This is a genomic window from Novosphingobium sp. ST904 (assembly GCF_001298105.1).
GTDB lineage: Bacteria > Pseudomonadota > Alphaproteobacteria > Sphingomonadales > Sphingomonadaceae > Novosphingobium.
Genome location: NZ_LGJH01000096.1, coordinates 1 through 20,161, shown reverse-complemented (window position 1 = coordinate 20,161; position 20,161 = coordinate 1). Strand labels below are relative to the sequence as shown.

Sequence of the window (20,161 nt, the reverse complement as noted above, 5' to 3'; positions counted from 1 at the left end):
GCATCGTCAACGGCATGGGCCACCATCGCCTCCATCCGCATGCTCACCCGCAGAACTGCAAGGTATTGCTACGGTTGAGAAACTTCCGAGTCAGGCACTAAGGTTGAAGGGGGCGTGATCTGACGGGCGCATCGACACGACGCAGCAGAGACAGGTAGCATCGCGCGATGATCTCCATCCCGAACCTGACGCTCGCTTATCTGCTGCTCGAATGGGCGATCCGGCTCATCATGGTGGTGGTCATTCCGCTGCGGCGTCCGCCCGAAGCGGCGCGCAGTTGGCTGCTTCTCGTGCTGTTCTTGCCGGTGCCCGCCTTCATCCTGTACCGCCTGATCGGCCGGGCCGCGTTCCCATCCTGGCGGCGGGACCGCTTCAGGCGGGCGGCGCCGGAGCGGGAGAGTGCCGGGCAGGCGCTGATGAGCAGCAAAAGCGCGCCTTCCCGGACAGCTGTGCTTGCACAATGGCTGGGCGGTTTTCCAAACTGTGGGGGCAACGCCCTCCATCTGCTTGAGGACTATGACGGCACGATCGACGCTATGGTGACGGCGATAGATGCAGCCCATGTTCGGGTGCATCTGCTGACCTACATCTTCGCAGACGACCGGACGGGACAGAAAGTCGCAGATGCCCTTGGCCGCGCACATGCACGCGGCGTCGATGTCCGCGTCCTGATCGATGCGCTGGGCTCGCGCCCTTGGGCAAAACGCAGCCTACCGATGCTGGCGGACCGAGGCGTCACTGCCCGCCTGGTCCTGCCGGTTCGCTTCGCGGCGCTTCGCCGTGCGCGAAGCGATCTGCGCAATCACCGCAAGCTGTGCCTGATCGATGGCAGGGTCGCTTTCGTAGGGTCGCAGAATATTGTGAACCGCGATTTCAAGCCCGGGATCGTAAATGACGAACTCGTAGCGCGGGTTGAAGGCCCGGTTGTCTGCGCGCTCGATGCGGTCTTTGCCAGCGACTTGTTCCTTGAGACCGAACAGACCATCGCGGCCTTGCCCGTGCCCGATGCCTCAGGCGCCTCAGAATTGCAGGCGATGCCCAGTGGGCCAGACTACCGCGTGCCCGGCTATGAGCGATTGCTCGTCGAACTCGTTCACGAGGCGCAAGAGAATATCACCATTGTCTCGCCCTATCTGATCCCAGACGAAGCCCTGCTGACCGCGCTCAAGAACGCGGTCGCACGCGGCGTCGCGATCGACCTCGTCGTTTCGCGTGTCGTGGACCAGCGGCTCGTGAACCTTGCCCAGCGATCCTATTATAGCGAACTGCTCGAGGCGGGCGTACGCCTCCACCTCTACCGCGACAGGTTGCTGCACGCGAAGAACGTATCGATCGATGGCCGCATCGCCGTCATCGGATCCAGCAATGCCGATGTTCGCTCCTTCATGCTGAATGCCGAGATCAGCCTGATCTTGCATGATGAAGCGTCCACCGGACCTCTCGCGGATGTCCAACGGGGATACATCCGCCGAAGCGACTGACTTTTGCTGGAGGAATGGCGTGATCGCCCGCGTGTTTCCCGCTTCTGCGAAAATCTAGCTCGCCTCGTCAGTCCTTTGCTGTGACCTCGCGCCTGCGGTGCCGGAAGTGTGCGGCGAGGCCGACGAGGAGCAGCACCGCGAGTACGGGCAGCAGAACATGGCCCACATCGCGGACGCGGCCAAAAGCAGCCTCGATGCCCTGACCGAACAGGTAACCCAGGGTCACGAAGACTGTCGCCCAGACCACGGCCGCCAATGCGTTGATAGCCATGAAGCGGGAGGCAGGAAGCGCGGTCGTGCCGATCGGGATGGGGCTGACAGTGCGCAGGCCATACAGAAAGCGGAAGCCGAACACGAACAGCACTGGCCGCTGCTCGAACACATCGATGGCGCGGCGGAACGCGGCCTTCTGCTGGACGCGCCGAACATAGCGATGATCGCGGAACCGGCGGCCGAGGGCAAAGAAGATCTGGTCCGCGATACAGGACCCGAGTGCTGCCGCCGCGATGGCCGCCGGGTACGCGATCAGGCCACGGTGGACCATCACGCCGCCCAGCACGACCACCGTCTCGCCCTCGATCCCGGCGCCGAGGAACAGAGCGGCAAGGCCGTACTGGCTAAGGACCGCTTCAAGCGTCACGGCTTCTGCCGCTGGACCACCGCGCCTGCCTCATCCGGCGCGCCGGAACGGATTACGAGGAAGCGGCGCTCTGCAGGCGCGGCGTCCTTGACGATCTGCCGGATCGGGCCAACCGCATTGACGATCGCCGCGCCTGCCGGATTGGTCATGAACTTGGCCAGCGGCTCGACTGTATCAGTACCATCCTGACGCGCCGCCAGACCCAGCGTAAAGGTCTGCTTGGGCGCCAGTCCGGCGACCGCGGCCTGCAGGATCTGCACCTGCCCCTGATCGAACAGCGACACCTGGCTCTGTCCCTGACCTTCCAGCACGACCTGCACTTTGCCCTGCGCCTTGGCGAGCGGCACGAGGTTGTCGAGGCCTTGCCCCGAAGGCACGGCGCCGGGCACATAGGCGACGCCCTGCGGGCCCTGTCCGATCGGGATCGTGGCAATGACCTTGTTCGTGGCCGTATCTATGACGGCGACTGCATCGTCATTTTCCAGCCCGACATAGATCCGGCTGCCATCGCCTGAGGGCCAGAGCCCATGCGGCAGCGCGCCGACCGGCACCGAGGCGACTTGTTCGAAAGTGTCGGTCCGGAAGACCTTGACGATATTCTGCGTGCCGACCGTTACATAGGCGAACTGGCCTTTAGCTGTCCTGGCGATGTTGACGTGGTTGGTGATCGGCCCGGTGTCGATCGTCTTCATCACGGCGAAGGGCGGCTTGGCGTCGAAGACCATCACCTTGCCGACGTCCTTGAGCGTCAGCCATACCTGCTTGCCGTCAGGCGTGGCGGCGATGTCGGGGCAGAAGGGGCTGTCCTGCTTCACGCGGCCAACGATGCGCTTTGACCTGGTGTCGATGACGACGGTTTCTGGCGAGAAGCTGGAACAGACGTAGCCATATTTCCCATCGGGCGAGAAGATCGTCATGCCCGGCCCGTTGGGGACAGCAATACGGCCCGTCTCCTTGAAGGTGGTCCCGTCGAGCACCGCTATATAATCCTCGCCGCGCACGCTCACCCAGGCTTCTCGGCCATCGGGCCGGAAGAAGGCTTCATGCGGGGAGCGCCCGACATAGGCGGTGTGCTTCACGGCATTGGTCGCGGTATCGATGAAGCTGACCGAGTTGGACCCGATCGACACGACCGCCAGGGTACGGCGATCAGGCGAGAAGCCCATGCCATGGACCAGAAGCTGACCGCGATAAAGCGGGCTGAGATTTGCAGGCGTGGGATCGCCGAGCTTGATGACCCCCAGCAGCGTGTTCGTCGACGGATCGATGACCGATACCGTGTTGGAAAACTGGTCCGAAGTGTAGAAGCGGTCCTGCGCACTGACTGCCCTGTCGGGCTGGGCATTGGGGACCTGCTGCGCAGATGCCGGGAGTGCGACCAGGGCAGCCGCTATCGGCAAGGTGCATGACACGATGCTCAGCGTCTTGTTCATTTGTCGTCTCCCATGTGATGATGCGCGCCGGCAGCGGGGCCGGTCTTTTCGGCGAGGATGTCCTGCATGACGGCGATCTCCTGCCGCTGCTCGACGATGATGCCCTGAGCCAGACGGCGCAGGCGTTCGTCTTTTCCATACCTGAGTTCCGCTTCCGCCATCTCGGATTGCGCCCTGGTGATGGGGGATCATTATTGCCGCGAAGTCGCGGTCCGGGTCGCCCGATGGCGCATTCATCATCGCATGGTGCATCCGCTCCATGGAGGCTGCCATCTGGCTTGCGAAGCCATCGGCGATGTCGCCAGTGCGGCCGCCGATGCTGTCGCCGCGCAAAGGCCGGCCAATCCCCATAGCAGTTTCAAGTGAAGCCCTTTCGTCATGGCGCTCCGGCGATAACGCCCACAGCGGACGCAAGTGTCATCGTCGCAGTGCGCAACGGAAAAAATGCGAGCTGCTGAGGAGCATGTGCGCCAACGCAGGCGTTGCCTATCGAACGGATGGCGCAACCGTCGCGATCGATCCAACCGATGATTTTTGTAGTTTCGACAGGATTTGACGATCAATGGTCTGGCTGGATGATCCCGCGTTGATCGCCGAACGCAAAGCGGCTCTTGGTGCGCCGCACATCGCGCCGCTGGAGATATGGCGTGAGGGGCTCGTTGGCGCAGGACACCCGGTGCCGCATTTCGACCCGTTCGATGGCGGCATAAATGCGCGCCTTCTCCTGCTTCTTGAGACGCCGGGGCCCGGGCCTGATCGCACTCGCTTCGTGTCGCGGGACAATCCGTCAGGCACAGCTCGGAACCTTCGCCGCTATCTTGAGGCTGCAGGCATTGGCCGAAACGACATCGTTCAGTGGAACTGCGTGCCCTGGATCGTCCACGCCCCCGGCGCCCGCAATCGCGCACTGCGCCGCGCAGAGATTGCCGAGGGTCTCGCAACGCTTCCCGGCCTGCTTGCGAAACTGCCGTGCGTGCGGGTCTGCATATTGGCGGGACGGGTGGCTGCAGGTGCGGAGGCGCTTATCAAAGAGGCGCGGCCCGATGTATCAATCATCACCATGCCCCATCCTAGTCCGGCCAATGTCTGCAACAGTCCTGATGTCGGCCAACGGATCGCGAGCGCGCTGGTGGCCGCCAGGACCGTACTAATCGAATGATCTTAAAATACGATTGGAATGATATAATCAATGCGTTGGAGTGATTGATAGGGCTGAGGTATCGATGGTGACAGGAGATCACCATGACCCTTGAACAATTGCGCATCTTTGTAGGTGTCGCCGAACGCGAACATATGACGCGGGCCGCAGAGGCACTGGGCGTGACCCAGTCCGCCGCCAGCGCCGCGATTGCCACACTGGAAGCCAGACATGACGTTCCGCTCTTCAACCGCGTGGGTCGCGGCATCGAACTGACCGAGGCGGGTCGCATGTTCCTCGATGAGGCACGCGCCGTCCTTGGCCGCGCCGCGACGGCGGAGCTTACCCTGGCCGAGTATGGCGGCCTGAAGCGCGGAACCCTGCGCCTTGTCGCCAGCCAGACCATCGCCAGCTACTGGCTCCCTTCGCGCCTCGCCCAGTTCCACAGCCGTCACCCGGCGATCCGCGTCGAACTCGCAATCGACAACAGCGAAGGTGCGGCAGCGCGGGTACTGGATGGCCGCGCGGAACTGGGCTTTGTCGAAGGTTCGATCGACCAGCCCGCACTCGCCCACTGGAAAGTCGGCGAGGACCGGATGCTGCTTATCTCGGGGCAGGCTGTCGATACCATCAATGAGGACTGGGTGCGCGGCGCCAACTGGATCGTGCGAGAGCACGGGTCCGGCACGCGGTCGAGTTTCGAGGATGTGCTGCGTGATCGCGGTATCGATCCGGCAGACCTGGACATCGCCATGACGCTGCCGTCCAACGAAGCCGTACGGTCTGCTGTCGAGGCCGGCGCTGGCGTCGCGGTCCTGTCCGAACTGGTGGTGCGCCGCGCGCTTGCTGCGGGGCACCTTCATGAATTGCCGCTCGCGATGCCAGCCCGTCCATTTGAGGCGTTACGCCACAAGGAACGGTATCGCACTCGGGCAGCCGACGCGCTGACCGAACTGGTCAAGGAGTTTGGATGATGACCACGGATATCAAGCCCATCCTCGAAGGGATGCGCCCGCTCAGCCGGCTCGATCACCCGCGCGAGATGATCCGCCAGTTCACGCCCAACTGGTTTGCCGCAACCATGGGCACGGGCATCCTTGCGCTGGCCCTCCCGCAGATGCCGGGCATCGGCGCTTCGCTCAAGCCGGTGGGAGAAGTGATGTGGTTCTTTAACATCGGGCTCTTCACCCTTTTTACCGCGCTCTATACCGCGCGCTGGATCCTGTTCGGCCACGAAGCGCGGCGCATCTTCGGGCACAATACCGTATCGATGTTCATCGGCACGATCCCGATGGGCCTCGCCACGATCATCAACGGCTGTCTCGCATTCGGTATCGCGCGCTTCGGCGAGGGCATCGTGCCGGTCGCCACGGTCTTGTGGTGGATCGACGCCGCCATGGCGGTGAGCTGCGGTGTGCTGATCCCGTACTTCATGTTCACGCGCCACCAGCATTCACTCGATGGGATGACGGCGGTGTGGCTGCTGCCGGTCGTGGCGGCCGAAGTGACGGCTGCCAGCGGAGGACTGTTGGCGCCGCATCTGGCGCAGGGCAGCGCACAGTTTGGGATGCTCGTCACGTCCTACATCCTGTGGGCCTATTCGGTCCCGGTCGCCTTCAGCATCCTGGCGCTGCTGATCCTGCGCATGGCGCTGCACAAGCTGCCGCATGAGGGCATGGCCGCATCGAGCTGGCTGGCACTCGGCCCCATCGGCACCGGCGCGCTGGGCATGCTGGTTCTGGGCGGCGATGCGCCTGCGATCATGGCCGGGCATGGGCTGGCCGATGTCGGCGCTGTCGCCCAGGGTATCGGCACAATCGCCGGCCTGCTGCTCTGGGGGTTTGGCCTCTGGTGGCTGGCGCTCGCCTCGCTCATCACCTGGCGCTACTGGCGGGCAGGTATCCCGTTCAACCTTGGCTGGTGGGGTTACACCTTCCCGCTAGGCGTCTTCACCGTGGCAACCTTTCGCCTTGGCACGACCCTGAACCTTGCCTTCTTCGGTATCGTCGGCACCGCCCTGACCCTGGCGCTCGCGCTGATGTGGATCGTGGTGGCCGCCAAGACCCTGATCGGCGGATGGCGCGGCAATCTGTTCGTATCACCCTGTATCGCCGCTACAAACTGATCGGGCATTGCGATCAGTAACGGCGTTCTGATCGCTTGCTTCTCACAGCAGCACCCGCCACCATTTTGCCCGAGAGGATACGACCATGGACAGACTGGATGCTGAGCTCGCGGCCGAAACAAGCCGCCGCCGTTTCCTGCAGAATGCCGCGCTCGGCGGTGCAGCCATCGCTGCCGCACCCGCTCTGGCGCAAGGCATCACGCAGGGTCTGACCGACCTGCATCTCCCCGGCGGCAATGCGCAGCGCCCAATGACGAGCGCATTTCCCGGCAAAGGAAGCATGATCCTCCAGCGCGTCCATCCGCCGTTGCTGGAAACACCGATGGATGTCTTCGACCGAGATGTGTTCACCCCCAATGACCAGTTCTTCGTGCGCTGGCATTGGGCGGACATCCCGACCTCGATCGACGTCGATGCCTTCCGGCTCACTATCCGCGGGCACGTCAACAAGCCGATCGCAATCAGCCTCGAACAGCTGATGCGCCTGCCGCGGGTGGAGATGGCCGCGGTGAACCAGTGCTCGGGCAATTCGCGCGGGCTGTTCCAGCCCCGCGTCCCCGGCGCGCAGTGGGGCAACGGGGCGATGGGCAATGCGAAGTGGCTCGGCGTGCGCCTGCGCGATGTGCTCGATCTGGCCGGGGTGAAGGCGGGGGCGGTCCAGGTCCGGTTCGGGGCGCTCGATCAACCTGTGGTCGCCGGTGCCCCGGACTTCGAGAAGGCGCTCGACATCGATCATGCCCGCGACGGCGAAGTGATGATCGCCTTCGGCATGAACGGCACGCAGCTGCCGCTCCTCAACGGCTTCCCGATCCGGCTGATCGTGCCGGGCTGGTACTCGACTTACTGGGTCAAGATGCTGAACGACATCGAGGTCTTGCCCGGGCCTGATGACGAATACTGGATGGCCAAGGCCTACAAGATCCCGGCGACGCCGGGCGCCAATGTAAAGCCCGGCGCCAAGGACTTCCCAACCGTTCCGATCAACCGCATGATCCCGCGTTCGTGGGTTACCAGTCTGGGCGAAGGTCAGCGGATCGCACACGAGGCCTCGATCCCGCTCGGCGGTATTGCCATGGGCGGCGACTGCGGCGTGGCACGGGTCGATGTGTCCACCGACGGCGGTCGCCACTGGTTTGCAACCAAGCTCGGACGGACCACGGGAAGTACAGTTTCCGGCGGTGGGACGCCCAGGTTCCCTTGCCCGGCCCCGGAAAGACGTCGCTTATGTCGCGCTGCTGGAATACGGCAGGCGTCGCACAGCCGATGGCGCCGATCTGGAACCCTGGCGGTTTCATGCGCGGCAATATCGAAACCACTACCATCGTGACGGCATAAGGAGCTTTGGCATGAAAGCGCCAACCCCAGGCATGCTGGCCGTCGGACTGCTCGGCGTGACCGTCTTCACCCTCATGATGGTGGGCCCTCCCGGCAGCTACACCCCGCTGCCCGAACCCCAATCCACAGGGCCTACACCCAGCAGCATTTCCGTGAACGGCTTTACCATGACCTCGGATACGGTCGATCTTCCTATCGATGAGCAGCAATATCCCGATGGCCCTCATGCCGATGTCATCAATGCGAATTGCACGTCTTGCCATTCCGCCAGCATGGCGATGACCCAGCCAGTGCTTTCAGCGGACCAGTGGAAGGCAACGGTCACCAAGATGAAGGATGTCTACAAGGCTCCCGTGGCGGACAAGGACATTCCGGCTATCGTCGACTATCTGACGGCGATGAGTGCAGCGCAGGATGGGGCGCCGACCGGAAAGGCTCAGGATACCGCCCCCGGCACCGCGCCGGATGCCTCCGGAGGAACGGGTTGAGGCGCCAAGCTGCGTAACGTCTGCTTTCAGGCGCTACCCTAGGAGCATTGAGCGGCGGGAATGGGCGCATGTTGCCCAATCGCGGGACGGAATGGAATTGATGAAATCCAGCAGAAGCGCCGCATTCAGGTGCGCGCCGCCAACCTCCTAAGTTAATGGACACTTGCCGCTAAAAAGCGTGCGGCCAGCTAGAGGCCAAATGCGCCTGCCATCCGTAGGCTCGCGGGTACTTAATGGCGCGAAGAGAACGCATTTCCGGCCGCGTCACGGAAGAGAGTTTTGTAGGCCGTCGAGGCGCTCCGTAACGCGGACATCCGCTCGACTTTTTCGTTCCGATGGCACGCTGCTTCCACTGTTCTTTTCAACGTCGGCGAGCACGCCTGACGATCTTGAATGAACTGTTGGAGTGCGATGCTATCGACCATCCGCGCCCATACGTCGACAACCGGCTCGTCCTCGTTTCGCACCGTTGGGTCACAGTCTGCATCGAGCATCGCGGCGCAGATTGCGATAAGGCAACGACGCATTGAGGGGCTGGCAAGCGCGAGCGGCATTTCACAGGAAGGCTCGTTGGGGCAAACGTTATCGAGCGTGAGCACAGGCGCCGCAAACCGATGTAGGAGTCTATCACGCAGTCTCCAGCGCCTGTGGGCCCTTGCGAACAGTAGACAGATTCTGGCGGATTCTTCGAGCAGCTGACCGGCTGAAGTGTCGTTGAAGCGAAATTGATCTGGGACCTTTCCCCTAAGCGCACCCCTCAGCGCGGCTTCAAAGGCTACGATATTGATCCAGATGGGCTGCGCTGCTGGCTCAAGCTCGAGCGCCCTGGGGTGCGCCCGTTCGAGGCCCCGACGGCAGCGAATACAGCACAATCTTGGCGGCCCCTGCGATGACCGCTTAATCGCCCAATGACTACTCCCGCAAGACACGCATCGATCGACGAGTGGCCAGTGGTGCCGGAAACAGAAGCCCCACGCAGCCATGGCCCAGTCCGCACGGATATAGGCGGGGCGGCCAGCGGCATAGTCCTCGGCAAGGCAACGACTGCACCAGCTCAACCGGAGGGTAAGAGCGGGCGCGAAATCTCGGCTAGGATCATCGGATGGAACGTGGTGCCAGGCTACAAAATCCGGGGTGATCCTCGGATACCGATAGCAAAGACCGAGTTCGGCGACACTGTTTTCCGTGAAGCCCTCGCTTGCGGCAAGCTCAGCGATCATCGATTTTTTTGGGTTTACATCGGGATGCCGCCAATGGCCTGCGCGATTTCGATAGGCGCGCAGCAAAGGCTCACCCGGAGCCCGCTGATCGCGCACGCGCGCCAGCCATGAACTGAGAAGTTCATCCGCGAATGGCTCCACGAAACTCATACGGTCGCCCGGCCGATTGTCCTTCGCTTGCCTGCCGACGTAAACATGGAGACGAGAGGAAGCGTCACGTCGTTGGCCTCGAAGCTTGCGGCATCAAGCATCTCGCGGCCATCGCGGATAGCCGTGACAGCGGCTGCCTCGATGAGCCGGAATATTCGGCCCGTCACACCCTGGGTGAGGGCCAGCACGCGTTGCCGCGCTTCGACGGTGTCGAGCATCGATGGGCGTCTCAGGGGCAGCAGGCCCGAGAAGCTCGCAAGCAGCTGGCGCAGGGCATGATCGTTGCGCCATGGCATCAATTCGAACGCCCCAAACCGGTCGGCAAGGTTCGGATCCATCAGGACCGCCATCCGCGCGTCCTCGGTCCCTGCGCAAACAATTGGAATTTTCAGATCGTTGGTCAAAAAGCGGATAGTATTGAGGAACACCCGCTGCTGGCGAGGAGTGCCGGCGAGCATCTTGTCGATTTCATCCAGGACGAGCACCTTGGTTTCGACTTCGGCAAGCAGTTGCCTGGCTTCCGCTCGCATCGATCGCACGGACAGTCGGCTAAGGTCGACGCAATTTAGCGCGGTCAGCACCTCGGTGTAAAATTGCTCCTCACTCGGCTCTGGCGGTATCTGCGCGAGCAACACCGGCATCTTGCTGAGCCCGGTCCTGATATCGAACTGAGGAGCGTGAAGTTTCGAGAAGCGGCTGACAATTTCGGTCTTGCCCATCCCGGTGGCGCCAAACAGTAACAGGCAGGGCATTCGCCCTCGCGGCGGATAGATTACCAGGTCTTCAAGGTGGCGGAGCGCGGCCTCAGCCTGTGGCAACGATATCCAGCGGTCGCGGCGTAGCAGTCGATCCGGGCCTCATCGGTCAATTCGGCATACTCGCGATAAGCCGGGAAGATATGGCTGTAGAGCACGTTCATGACTGCTCCTCGATCGCGAGTGGTACAACCGGCCCGTCGAGATTTGGCGGTGTCAGCTGCGCGTTGGCCTCTTGGTGCTGGACAAAGGCCGCAGGCGGTTCGCCGCGGATGAGCGCATCGACGATGCGTTGGGTTGATCGTCGAGCTCCGCGCGTCTTCTCTACGGCCCTAAGCACAATCCTGCGCTGCGTGCTCACCATCTCGAAAAGCATCTGCTCATCGACGGCGGTTCGCCCGCGCTCTCGAAGCGCTCTCAGGGCTTGGTCGTGCTCGAACTTGGTAATTGCAGGACGCCGCTTATCGCGAAGAGGAACTGTGACATGCTCGCCGCCGGGCAGTTCGAGATAGACGGCCGAGAGGTTGAGCGGATTGTATTTGATCGGGAATTTATGAACGCTGTTCGCGACCAGCGTGGCCAAAGCGCCATGCCAGTAGAAAACGTGGAAGAGTTTGATGCCCTCGCGCCGGACCCGGCGCATCTCGAACGGGAGGAAGTCGAGCAGAAAACGTTCTTCATCGGCCGGCAGGCGCAGGGCTGCAACGCGCTTACCTTGATCGTCCTGCCACGCTGTCATCGGGGGGACGCCAAGTGAGCTGTGAATGGTGCGATGATAGATTCCCACCTGGAGGGCGAACCATCGCTCGAATTCCTTGAGGGTCATGCAGGCTTTGCCCTCAGCGTCGTAGTCTCCCTTGTCCTGGATGTTGGAGAACGTAGTACCCGGAAGAAGGTGAACTTCGCCGATGGCGGTGCCGATCATGCGCTCGATGTGCCCGCCAAAGTGCGGAGTGCGCGGTGGACGGTAGTGAAGCTCGATCCCAAATTGCTGGCAGCCCCGAGTCAGCGCGCGTGAGTGAAATTCCGAGGCATTGTCGAGATGGAGGATGTCTGGCAGGCCGAGGACAGGCCATGCGAAGGTGAGCTCTCGATCGGCCAGCCAATCATTCTTGGGCAGTACTGCATGACGGATCGCCATGCCGACCGAAATCGCGGAAGGTCGTTCCAGTGAAATGTAGAAGCCGGGTATCACCCGCGTCGCTACGTCGATCTGCAGGGTCAGCGTTGGCCGCCCGACCGGTCTCCTACTCATCGACGATGATGATATCGACCAGCGTGTGGTCCATCTGTACGACCTGAAGAGGGTACTGCGCCTCGTATGAGCTGACGACGGGTCGGAAGCGGTCTGCTGCGGCTTTGGTCCCATCACGGGCGCCTGTCAGGCGTGTCCGTTCCACGGCGTTGACCCGCAGGACAACAGTTTGCCGTGCTGGAGGTCGCAGATTCTGCTCCAGGCACGAAAAGCGAATTTGACGGACCAGTTGTGCGATGGTGGGCTTTGGACGGCTGAGATAAAATTGCTCTATTTTGGCATCGATCAGGCGTTCCACCTCGCAAGGGAGGCGAGAGCGCCCTTTGGGAAATCCATCGTGCTGGTCGACCAACGAACTGGTCACTGGGTTTTCCCGGTATCTCGCGAGCAGTTCGTAAATTCGGGACCGGTTGAGGCTCAGCTTCAGGCCGGCCTCAGCAATCGCTTTGCGTCCGAGCCGGGGCTCTGCCGTAAGCGCACGAATGATAGGCTCGCGCTCACAAGCTTTGCGCCATTCTGTATGATCAACCGTCGTGAGGGCAGTGCCTGTTTCGGCCATGACCTATCCCCGATTTTCGCCAGGGACTCGTGTTGCCGGGTCCGGTCGTTTTGTAGCAGAATCGCGCTGTCAGGTCGAACGTCCGGAGGTATTCTTGTACATGATCCACGCAACTCGGCCGTTTTCTCGTCCGCCCGTATTCTTTAAGTGACAGAAGGGGCTAGGACAGGCCCCGCGAAGGAGGCGGTCGAAATGGCGCAAAGCGGGGAAAAGGGAGGCGCGAGGCAGGACGTCGGAGTGATCCTGCCGGGGACCTCGTCCCCGTGGGTGCTGCGCGCCCGCTCGAAGGCTTGGGCTGGGCGGTCGTCAAGATGAAGGCGGAGGCCGGTGTCCTGCTCGACGCCGCGCTCCTCGCCGCCTACGAGGCCGCGTCATCACCGCACTCGATCCGTGCCCTGAAATCCGACCTTGAGGCCTTTGACCTGTGGTGCCGGCGCCTGGGGCTGGCCGCGCTCCCCGCCACGTCGTCGCAAGTCGCGGCCTATCTCGAGGCCAGGGCCGGGGAAGGCGCGAAGCCCGCCTCGCTGAGCCGGTACAAGGCCTCGCTTGCCAAGATCCACCAGTTGCTGGGGCTGCCCGATCCGACAAAGGCGGAGCTGGTCAAGCTCACGCTCGCGGCGCACCGGCGCGCGGTCGGCTCCGTGCAGGCGCAGGCGCGTCCGCTGCGCTTCAAGGGGCCGGTCAAGGATGTAACCCGCGACACGGCGCGCGGACTCAACGTGCGTGCCCTCCTGGAGGCTTCGGGCGAAGACCTCACCGGGCTACGCGACCGCGCGCTGCTCTCGGTTGCCTACGATACCGGCCTTCGCGCCAGCGAGCTCGTGGCCATCACGGTCGAGCACATCCTCGAGGCGCTCGATCCCGAGGCGCGGCTGCTGGAAATTCCGAGAAGCAAGGGCGACCAGGACGGGGAAGGGGCCACGGCCTATCTCTCGCCGCGCTCGGTGCACGCGATCACGGCCTGGTGCAAGGCAGCAGGGATCGCGGAGGGGGCGTTGTTCCGCCGGGTCCAGGTGCGCCGCTACAAGGCGCGTACGGCGGTGAAGCCGCGCCGGATCGAGACGATCTCGGGGCGCGAGGCCTGGGATCTGGAAAAACTCAGGGGCAAGCCGGCGGTTGCGGCCCGCGCCGAATATACTGTTGGCGAAAAGCCGCTCCATCCCGGCTCGATCGGGCCGATCTGGCGGGCGATGGTGGTGCGCGCCTTCGACGCTGGTGCGCTGCCCGATCTTACCCGTGACGACATGGGGCGGGTGCTCAAGGGGATTTCTGCGCACTCGACCCGGGTGGGGCTCAACCAGGACTTGTTCGCATCCGGTGAAGATCTGGCCGGGATCATGGATGTACTGCGCTGGAAGAGCCCGCGCATGCCGCTCGCCTACAACCGCAATCTTGCCGCCGAGCAGGGCGCAGCAGGCCGGCTCATGGCAAAGCTGGGCTAGTCCTTACGCGGCCGGATCCGAACGCGTCCCCTGCGTTCAGCCGAGCCGGGGATCGATCAGGGGTTCTGTCGCAAATTCCCGTGATGCCGATTATGTCATAGAAAGAATTGGCTTTTGTGGCGAGGTTTGATGTTTAAGGGGCGGCATTTTGACGCAACAATTATCCTGCTATGTGTGCGCTGGTACCTCGCTTACGGACTGAGCTTTCGGGACTTGGAGGAGATGATAGCCGAGCGGGGAATATCGGTGGACCATTCGACGATACACCGCTGGGTGGTGCGATATTCGCTGCAGTTGCTCGACGCTTTCAACGCCCGCAAGCGGCCTGTGACAGGAAAGTGGCACGTCGATGAGACCTACATCAAGGTCAAGGGCGAGTGGACCTACCTGGGGTCAGTTCCGGTACGGGGCGAAATGACACCCTAAGCGCAATGGCTTAAAGGGGTGGGAAGCCGACGTTAGCTTCGCAGCATTTGTCTTACAGCTAAGACGACGATAGCGAGCAGCGGCGGGATGCAGATTAGATAGGTCAGACGAGGATGGCGGCGCGCCCACTTACCAAAGAGGCGCTCCCCAATAAGTCCTCCGAAGAAACCGATGAGCAGTTCGTCCAGCATTTATTGGGCTTCGCATCTTCCGCTAATGTCCGCAACGGGGCGCTAGCTGCCATTATAAAACTCTGTTGAGCGTAGATCAGATGTCGGTCAGATCCTCGGGGTAACGCCCGCCCCGCTGGCAGAAAAGTCGCCATGTGTCCTGTCCGCGCTCAGTGACAAGAAGACGAACAGGTTTATCCGATGAACGCACAAGGAGCCCAAGCCGGACGAGAGGGACAATGGTTCGATCACCGATCACTTTTTCCCGGTTTCGCCCCGGGACTACCATTGCCCATCCCGGCGTTCCGCGTTCGGTAAGCGCGGGCTCCAGGTATCCATTCCGGGTGTCATCCGCTTCCCGGCCAAGAAAAAACAGGCAGATGCTCCAGAAGGCATCCCTGGGTCGAGGCGGGATCATCGCCCATTCGAGAGGGCCCGTTGTATCGGGCTGCTCATGCACCGTGGTAGTAATTGTTGGAGCGTCTCGTACACCTTCACGATAGGCGCGCTCCAGCGCCTGTGCGATAGCGCCCGCGGTGTCCACAGTGTAACCATATTTGCGATCATGGCGGTCTTTGGCGACGATGCCGCGAGCGATCTCACGGAAGCGTACCTTGCGCCGCGGATCGGGCGGCAGGCGTGGCGGGGCTTTTGTCATGCCGCTATTTCCTCGGCAGGAGAGCGATCTGCTCTTGCCCGACCGACGATTGCAGCGACCGTGTTCTTGCTCAGGCCAAGATCCCGCGCGATCCAGCGATAGCTGCGCCCCTCTTCAACCAGCGCGAGTACTTTGGGGCCAAGCCGATCCGACTTGGGCCGTTCTCCCGGTTGCCGTCCGAGCTTGCGCCCCCTCGCTCGGGCCGCAGCCAGCCCGGAACGGACACGCTCGCTGAGCATGTCGCGCTCGAACTGCGCGATGCCGGCAAGCAAAGTGGCCATCATCCGCCCATGCGGTGTGTCGACCTCGAACGTCATGCCGCTCATCGCCACCACGGACACGCGCCACCCGGACAACCGGTTCAGTGTGTCGAGCAAGTCCTGGGTGGAGCGGCCCCACCGGCTTAGTTCGGTCACAAGGATCGCATCGATCTGGCGTGCCTGCGCCAGCTTCATCACCTGGTTACGTGCCGCCCGGTTCGCCTTCATGCCGGAGGCTGTCTCCCGGAACGCTTTCACCACTTCATAGCCGCCCCGTTCGGCAAAGGCGGCAAGGTCGCGCAATTGCCGCTCGCACGACTGGTCGGCGGTCGAGACCCTGGCATAGATGGCAGCGCGTTGTCCCAATTGAACCCCTCTGGATTTAGGCTTCGAAAACCCTTGATCTGCGTGGGGTCAATGTTGTCCAAAACAGACTCCTGTTCAACTGGGACGATGCGCCTGTGCCAAGACGCCACATCCTGACGGCGCGTCAGCGCTCGGCACTGCTCGACCTGCCGACCGACGAGGCATCGCTGCTCCGCCATTATATTCTGGCTGACGACGACCTGATCCACATCGACCGGCGACGCAGGCCGGAGAATCGGATCGGCTTCGCGCTTCAGCTATGTGCGTTGCGCTATCCCGGGCGCGCTCTTGCCCCGGGCGAACTGATCCCCCAGGCCATCTCGGCCTTTTTGGGCGCCAAATCGGTATCCCGGGTGAGGCGCTCGTACGCTACGCTGTCCGTCGTCAGACCCGGCAGCAGCACATGGAAGCGCTGCGCCGTATTTACGGCTATCGCATGTTTCCGGGACAAGGTCGTTATTCTCGAGCCTTTCGGCAGTGGCTCGTCGAGGAAGCGGAACAGGCTCACTCGAATGAAGATCTGGCCCGCCGCTTCGTTGCACGCTGTCGCGACACGATGACCATCCTGCCGGCGATATCGACAATCGAGCGATTATGCGCTGATGCATTGGTTGCAGCCGAGGGTCACATTGAAGCCCGTATCGTCGGCCGACTTGATCTCGAAATGCGTAAACGTCTGAACGCGCTGTTGACAGAGGTCATGCCCGGCAATGTCAGCCGGTTCGTCTGGCTTCGGAAATTCGAGGTGGGCCATAACTCGACGGCAGCAAACCGTCTTTTGGATCGGCTTGAATTCCTTCAGGGCTTTGGTTTGTCGGTACAGAGCCTCGCCGGTGTTCCGATGCGCCGGATTGCACGGCTACGCCGGCAGGGGGAGCGTTACTTCACCGATGAGGTGCGCGATACCGGCGCGAACCGCCGGTTGGCCATTCTCGCGGCCTGCGTCATCGAATGGGAAGCGGCCATGGCCGATGCGGTGGTGGAAACCCATGACCGCATTGTGGGCAAGACCTGGCGCGAAGCAAAGCAGGTGCATGAAACCAGGACCAGCGCTGCCCGCACGAGCGTCACCGATACACTACGTGCATTTACCGCACTGGGATCGGCCATGATCGAGGCCCGTAATGACGGCGTCCCGATAGAGACGGCACTGACGCGATCGCCGGAATGGGAAAGGCTTGACGAGTGGGTGGCGATCGCGGGGCAATTGAGTTCGGCGATGGCGGAAGAACCGCTTGCCCATGTCGGGCACGGATACCACCGGTTTCGCCGCTATGCCCCGCGCATGCTCCGCTGCCTCAGAATTGGTTGTGCTCCCATAGCAAAGCCGCTCTTTACGGCGGCGATGGCGATCGGCGATACCCGGTCACCGGTCCAATCGGGCGTCGATTTCCTCCGCCCCAATTCCAAATGGCACCGATACCTCAAGGCGCAGGAGGCCGGGTACGGCCGACTTCGGGAAGTGGCCATTCTTTTCCATCTGCGTGATGCCTTCCGGTCCGGGGACATGTGGCTGACGCATTCCCGGCGCTACGGCGACATCACCCAGGTATTGGTCCCGTTGGCGATGGCGCAGGAACAAATGGGTCGATTGACCTTGCCGCGCGATCCTCATGCCTGGCTCGATGATCGAACGCGGCGACTGGAAGAGGGGCTGAAGCGGCTCGGGGCCGCCGCCCGTGACGGCACGATCCCCCATGGAAGCATCGAGGACGGTGAACTTCGGATTGATCGGCTTACCGCCGCTGTCCCGGATGAAGCGGAAGAACTGATCCTTGACCTCTACCGCCGTCTTCCTCCCGCCAGAATCACGGACATCCTTCTCGAGGTCGATGCGGCGATCGGCTTCACTGAGGCTTTCACGCACCTGCGAACCGGCGCCCCGTGCGAGGACAACATCGGTCTGCTCAACGTCTTGCTCGCCGAAGGCCTGAATCTCGGTTTGCGGAAGATGGCCGAGGCTTCGAACACTCATGATTATTGGAAACTGTCACGGCTTGCCCGCTGGTACGTGGAAAGCGAAGCCATGAACCAGGCATTGGCCATGGTGGTCGCCGCCCAGGGTAAACTGTCTATGGCAGCGCATTGGGGCATGGGTGCCAGCGCTTCCAGCGACGGCCAGTTCTTCTCCACCGCACGGCAGGGCGAGGCGATGAATACGATCAATGCCAAGTATGGATCGGAGCCGGGTCTCAAGGCCTATACTCATGTCAGCGACCAATTCGCGCCCTTCGCCTCGCAGACCATCCCGGCCACGGTGAGCGAGGCTCCCTACATTCTGGATGGCCTGTTGATGAACGAGGCCGGCAGACAGGTGACGGAACAGTTTGCCGATACGGCGGGCTATACCGACCATGTTTTTGGACTGAGCGCGCTTCTCGATCGCCGGCTCGTGCTGCGCATCCGCGATCTACCCTCCCGGCGCTTCTACGTGTTCGATCCGAGGGCGACGCCGACCGAACTACGAAAACTCGTCGCCGGTAAAATACGCAAGGATATCGTCGTCGCTAACTGGCCCGATCTGTTCCGCAGCGTCGCCACGGTCAACGGCGGCAGGATCACCCCCAGCCAGTTGCTCCGCAAACTGGCGTCCTATCCCCGGCAGAACGATCTGGCCCTGGCTTTGCGCGAGGTAGGCAGGGTCGAGCGAACGCTGTTCCTGATCGACTGGATTCTCGACGCTGACATGCAGCGGCGGGCCCAGATCGGCCTCAACAAAGGCGAAGCGCATCACGCACTCAAGAATGCGCTGCGCATCGGCCGTCAGGGCGAGATCCGGGATCGGACCAGCGAAGGCCAGCATTATCGGATCGCGGGGCTCAATCTGCTCGCAGCCATTATCATCTACTGGAACACGCTCCACCTTGGTAAGGCTGTCGACCAGCGCCGCCGGGATGGTCTCGACGTTCCGCCTGAATTGCTCGCGCACATCTCGCCGCTAGGATGGGCTCATATCCTGCTTACCGGCGAATACCGCTGGCCCAAGGGAGCCGAGCCGTTATAAAATTGTCCGGTAAAGCCGTGATCTGTATCTGCAAGAAAGTACAATGGGCCAGTCCAAGGATAAACCGCCAACCGAACGTGCGATCCGCGCCTTGCTCGACAAGCATGCCTGTCCGGTTCCTTACCACGAAGTGAGGACGCGGTTGCTGGGCAACATCGCCTGTCCCGATCCCGCTGTGCAACCCATGGCGGTTATCGCCGGCCTATGGGGCGGAGCGTTACCCGAGTTTGACAGCGTGGATGACGCCAATGCGCTGCTTGGCGCCCTGGTCATGGGCCTGTGGAACGAACTGGCCGACCATCAGGACCCAAAGAAGCCATTCCGAGCCACTCGTGTTCCCCTGGAGCCAACCAGCGCCAATCTGGGAAATCTGGGCATGGTCCGCGCGCAGGAAGTCGAAGGTTTTGTGGAAGGCCTGTTCAATGGCGAGGAGGAAGCCGGGCTACCCGAACGCGCGCATGAAGCGGTCACGCATCTCGGGGAAATCAGAGCGATGATGGCGGGCATCGCCGACCTCATCGAACGCACCAGGGACGAACCTGAGGATCGCGGGCAGATCAAGGAGACGATCAAGCATCTGCGGGTGATGACCGAGATCATGGAGACCGAAATCCATGCCGCGGTTCTATCCTGCACGCGGCGCGCGCCCAAACCCTCCCCGGTATCACTACGCCGTTGGGAACGCGGCATTGAACCAGAATTCGGATGCGGAGCAGCGCCTCCGCGAAAAACTGCGTAAGATCGAAGCCCTGTTCGCCGGCGCCGCCACGGCAGGCGAAAAGGCCGCAGCCGGTGCCGCCGCAGAACGTATCAGGCGCCAGTTCACTGAAACGAGCCGCCGCGAAACGTCGGAAGAGTTCAAGTTCTCGATTCCAGACCCGTGGTCACGGCAGCTCTTCACAGCCCTCTGCAGGCGCTATGGCCTCAAGCCGTTCCGCTATTCACGCATGCATCGCCAGACCGTGATCGTCCATGCGCCCGTCAGTTTCATCAACCAGGTCTTGTGGCCCGAGTTCGAGGAACTCAGCGAGGCCCTCTCCGCCCATCTCCTCGAGATCACCAATCGGATCATCCGCGAGGAGGTCTATGCGACGCCTGGAGAGGCCGATGAAATTGCCGAGCCAGCACGGCTACGATAGCGAAAAGCCTTGACTGATCGCTTAGACCCAATGACTGCCGGAGCCTCAAGGGCTCAAATCTGAGATGCTGACGTTGGATTGGTGAGCAACGGAGGCGAGTCATGACACAGGCAGTGA

19 protein-coding genes and 3 pseudogenes are annotated in these 20,161 nt (G+C 62.2%); 11 read left to right on the top strand and 11 right to left on the bottom strand.

Features of this window, described 5'->3' with window-relative positions:
• The first annotated feature begins 167 nt into the window (after positions 1-167).
• Positions 168-1,481, top strand: a complete 1,314-nt coding sequence (locus ADT71_RS02635) for a phosphatidylserine/phosphatidylglycerophosphate/cardiolipin synthase family protein (protein WP_008830658.1) — start codon at positions 168-170, stop codon at positions 1,479-1,481.
• Positions 1,482-1,548: 67 nt separating this feature from the next.
• Here ADT71_RS02635 and ADT71_RS02630 read toward each other — a convergent pair whose 3' ends face one another.
• Genes ADT71_RS02630 through ADT71_RS32660 form a run of 3 tightly spaced genes read right to left on the bottom strand, consistent with a single transcriptional unit; the run spans position 1,549 to position 3,715 of the window.
• Positions 1,549-2,121 (bottom strand): DedA family protein, encoded by a 573-nt coding sequence (locus ADT71_RS02630; RefSeq protein WP_054434833.1) that lies wholly within the window; start codon positions 2,119-2,121, stop codon positions 1,549-1,551.
• A complete protein-coding gene (locus ADT71_RS02625) occupies positions 2,118-3,554 on the bottom strand; it encodes a beta-propeller fold lactonase family protein (protein WP_008830656.1) in 1,437 nt (478 codons plus the stop codon). The genes ADT71_RS02630 and ADT71_RS02625 overlap by 4 nt, the downstream gene beginning before the upstream one ends.
• The gene (locus ADT71_RS32660) at positions 3,551-3,715 is read right to left on the bottom strand and encodes a DUF305 domain-containing protein (protein ID WP_231635507.1); all 165 of its coding nucleotides are present in this window, start codon (positions 3,713-3,715) and stop codon (positions 3,551-3,553) included. The genes ADT71_RS02625 and ADT71_RS32660 overlap by 4 nt, the downstream gene beginning before the upstream one ends.
• Positions 3,716-4,140: 425 nt before the next feature.
• Between ADT71_RS32660 and ADT71_RS02615 the strand changes: the two genes are divergently transcribed.
• The 5 genes and pseudogenes from ADT71_RS02615 (at position 4,141) to ADT71_RS02595 (ending at position 8,640) form a co-directional block, all read left to right on the top strand.
• On the top strand, positions 4,141-4,713 hold the full coding sequence (locus ADT71_RS02615) for a uracil-DNA glycosylase (RefSeq protein ID WP_231635506.1): 573 nt from the start codon (positions 4,141-4,143) through the stop codon (positions 4,711-4,713).
• A gap of 83 nt (positions 4,714-4,796) precedes the next feature.
• A complete protein-coding gene (locus tag ADT71_RS02610; protein ID WP_008830653.1) occupies positions 4,797-5,666 on the top strand; it encodes a LysR family transcriptional regulator in 870 nt (289 codons plus the stop codon).
• A complete protein-coding gene (locus ADT71_RS02605) occupies positions 5,666-6,817 on the top strand; it encodes a TDT family transporter (protein ID WP_008830652.1) in 1,152 nt (383 codons plus the stop codon). Before ADT71_RS02610 ends, ADT71_RS02605 begins: the two co-directional genes overlap by 1 nt.
• Positions 6,818-6,902: 85 nt before the next feature.
• Positions 6,903-8,152: pseudogene (locus ADT71_RS02600) on the top strand (molybdopterin-dependent oxidoreductase).
• 11 nt (positions 8,153-8,163) lie between these two features.
• Positions 8,164-8,640, top strand: a complete 477-nt coding sequence (locus tag ADT71_RS02595; protein ID WP_008830650.1) for a hypothetical protein — start codon at positions 8,164-8,166, stop codon at positions 8,638-8,640.
• A 230-nt stretch (positions 8,641-8,870) separates the two neighbouring features.
• Here ADT71_RS02595 and ADT71_RS35400 read toward each other — a convergent pair whose 3' ends face one another.
• From ADT71_RS35400 to ADT71_RS32645, 5 genes are read right to left on the bottom strand one after another with little or no spacing between them, the layout of a single operon-like run.
• Positions 8,871-10,010: a TniQ family protein gene (locus ADT71_RS35400; RefSeq protein WP_080727012.1), complete on the bottom strand. Its 1,140-nt coding sequence runs from the start codon at positions 10,008-10,010 to the stop codon at positions 8,871-8,873.
• Complete coding sequence (locus ADT71_RS02585) at positions 10,007-10,828, bottom strand: TniB family NTP-binding protein (RefSeq protein ID WP_231635505.1); 822 nt, start codon at positions 10,826-10,828, stop codon at positions 10,007-10,009. Before ADT71_RS02585 ends, ADT71_RS35400 begins: the two co-directional genes overlap by 4 nt.
• Positions 10,783-10,929, bottom strand: a complete 147-nt coding sequence (locus tag ADT71_RS32650) for a hypothetical protein (RefSeq protein WP_231635508.1) — start codon at positions 10,927-10,929, stop codon at positions 10,783-10,785. Before ADT71_RS32650 ends, ADT71_RS02585 begins: the two co-directional genes overlap by 46 nt.
• On the bottom strand, positions 10,926-12,020 hold the full coding sequence (locus tag ADT71_RS02580) for a Mu transposase C-terminal domain-containing protein (protein WP_231635504.1): 1,095 nt from the start codon (positions 12,018-12,020) through the stop codon (positions 10,926-10,928). Before ADT71_RS02580 ends, ADT71_RS32650 begins: the two co-directional genes overlap by 4 nt.
• Positions 12,013-12,579: a hypothetical protein gene (locus ADT71_RS32645; RefSeq protein WP_231635503.1), complete on the bottom strand. Its 567-nt coding sequence runs from the start codon at positions 12,577-12,579 to the stop codon at positions 12,013-12,015. The genes ADT71_RS02580 and ADT71_RS32645 overlap by 8 nt, the downstream gene beginning before the upstream one ends.
• A 311-nt stretch (positions 12,580-12,890) precedes the next feature.
• Between ADT71_RS32645 and ADT71_RS02575 the strand changes: the two genes are divergently transcribed.
• Complete coding sequence (locus tag ADT71_RS02575; RefSeq protein WP_082370116.1) at positions 12,891-14,021, top strand: tyrosine-type recombinase/integrase; 1,131 nt, start codon at positions 12,891-12,893, stop codon at positions 14,019-14,021.
• Positions 14,022-14,150: 129 nt separating this feature from the next.
• Positions 14,151-14,411, top strand: a pseudogene (locus tag ADT71_RS02570) (transposase); the annotation flags it as partial.
• A gap of 68 nt (positions 14,412-14,479) precedes the next feature.
• Here the strand turns inward: ADT71_RS02570 and ADT71_RS31060 are convergent.
• The 3 genes from ADT71_RS31060 to ADT71_RS02565 all read right to left on the bottom strand — a co-directional run bounded on the left by ADT71_RS31060 (position 14,480) and on the right by ADT71_RS02565 (position 15,901).
• Positions 14,480-14,638 (bottom strand): hypothetical protein, encoded by a 159-nt coding sequence (locus ADT71_RS31060; protein ID WP_156336426.1) that lies wholly within the window; start codon positions 14,636-14,638, stop codon positions 14,480-14,482.
• Between the two features lie 76 nt (positions 14,639-14,714).
• Complete coding sequence (locus ADT71_RS29990) at positions 14,715-15,275, bottom strand: hypothetical protein (RefSeq protein WP_082370115.1); 561 nt, start codon at positions 15,273-15,275, stop codon at positions 14,715-14,717.
• The gene (locus ADT71_RS02565) at positions 15,272-15,901 is read right to left on the bottom strand and encodes a recombinase family protein (protein ID WP_054434826.1); all 630 of its coding nucleotides are present in this window, start codon (positions 15,899-15,901) and stop codon (positions 15,272-15,274) included. Before ADT71_RS02565 ends, ADT71_RS29990 begins: the two co-directional genes overlap by 4 nt.
• Positions 15,902-15,996: 95 nt before the next feature.
• Between ADT71_RS02565 and ADT71_RS02560 the strand changes: the two are divergent.
• From ADT71_RS02560 to ADT71_RS02550, 3 genes and pseudogenes are all read left to right on the top strand, one after another.
• Positions 15,997-18,905, top strand: a pseudogene (locus tag ADT71_RS02560) (Tn3 family transposase).
• A gap of 43 nt (positions 18,906-18,948) precedes the next feature.
• Positions 18,949-19,644, top strand: coding sequence for a UPF0149 family protein (locus ADT71_RS02555; RefSeq protein ID WP_231635502.1), 696 nt, complete (start codon positions 18,949-18,951; stop codon positions 19,642-19,644).
• Positions 19,595-20,044 (top strand): hypothetical protein, encoded by a 450-nt coding sequence (locus ADT71_RS02550; protein ID WP_054434824.1) that lies wholly within the window; start codon positions 19,595-19,597, stop codon positions 20,042-20,044. The genes ADT71_RS02555 and ADT71_RS02550 overlap by 50 nt, the downstream gene beginning before the upstream one ends.
• Positions 20,045-20,161: the final 117 nt, after the last annotated feature.

Coding starts and splice junctions, on each gene's coding strand:
- ADT71_RS32660 (WP_231635507.1), bottom strand. CDS start 3,715: ATGGCGGAAGCGGAACTCAGGTATGGAAAAGACGAACGCCTGCGCCGT.
- ADT71_RS02580 (WP_231635504.1), bottom strand. CDS start 12,020: ATGAGTAGGAGACCGGTCGGGCGGCCAACGCTGACCCTGCAGATCGAC.
- ADT71_RS32650 (WP_231635508.1), bottom strand. CDS start 10,929: ATGAACGTGCTCTACAGCCATATCTTCCCGGCTTATCGCGAGTATGCC.
- ADT71_RS02605 (WP_008830652.1), top strand. CDS start 5,666: ATGACCACGGATATCAAGCCCATCCTCGAAGGGATGCGCCCGCTCAGC.
- ADT71_RS31060 (WP_156336426.1), bottom strand. CDS start 14,638: ATGCTGGACGAACTGCTCATCGGTTTCTTCGGAGGACTTATTGGGGAG.
- ADT71_RS02575 (WP_082370116.1), top strand. CDS start 12,891: ATGAAGGCGGAGGCCGGTGTCCTGCTCGACGCCGCGCTCCTCGCCGCC.
- ADT71_RS02635 (WP_008830658.1), top strand. CDS start 168: ATGATCTCCATCCCGAACCTGACGCTCGCTTATCTGCTGCTCGAATGG.
- ADT71_RS02595 (WP_008830650.1), top strand. CDS start 8,164: ATGAAAGCGCCAACCCCAGGCATGCTGGCCGTCGGACTGCTCGGCGTG.
- ADT71_RS02555 (WP_231635502.1), top strand. CDS start 18,949: ATGGGCCAGTCCAAGGATAAACCGCCAACCGAACGTGCGATCCGCGCC.
- ADT71_RS02625 (WP_008830656.1), bottom strand. CDS start 3,554: ATGAACAAGACGCTGAGCATCGTGTCATGCACCTTGCCGATAGCGGCT.
- ADT71_RS32645 (WP_231635503.1), bottom strand. CDS start 12,579: ATGGCCGAAACAGGCACTGCCCTCACGACGGTTGATCATACAGAATGG.
- ADT71_RS35400 (WP_080727012.1), bottom strand. CDS start 10,010: ATGAGTTTCGTGGAGCCATTCGCGGATGAACTTCTCAGTTCATGGCTG.
- ADT71_RS02610 (WP_008830653.1), top strand. CDS start 4,797: ATGACCCTTGAACAATTGCGCATCTTTGTAGGTGTCGCCGAACGCGAA.
- ADT71_RS29990 (WP_082370115.1), bottom strand. CDS start 15,275: ATGACAAAAGCCCCGCCACGCCTGCCGCCCGATCCGCGGCGCAAGGTA.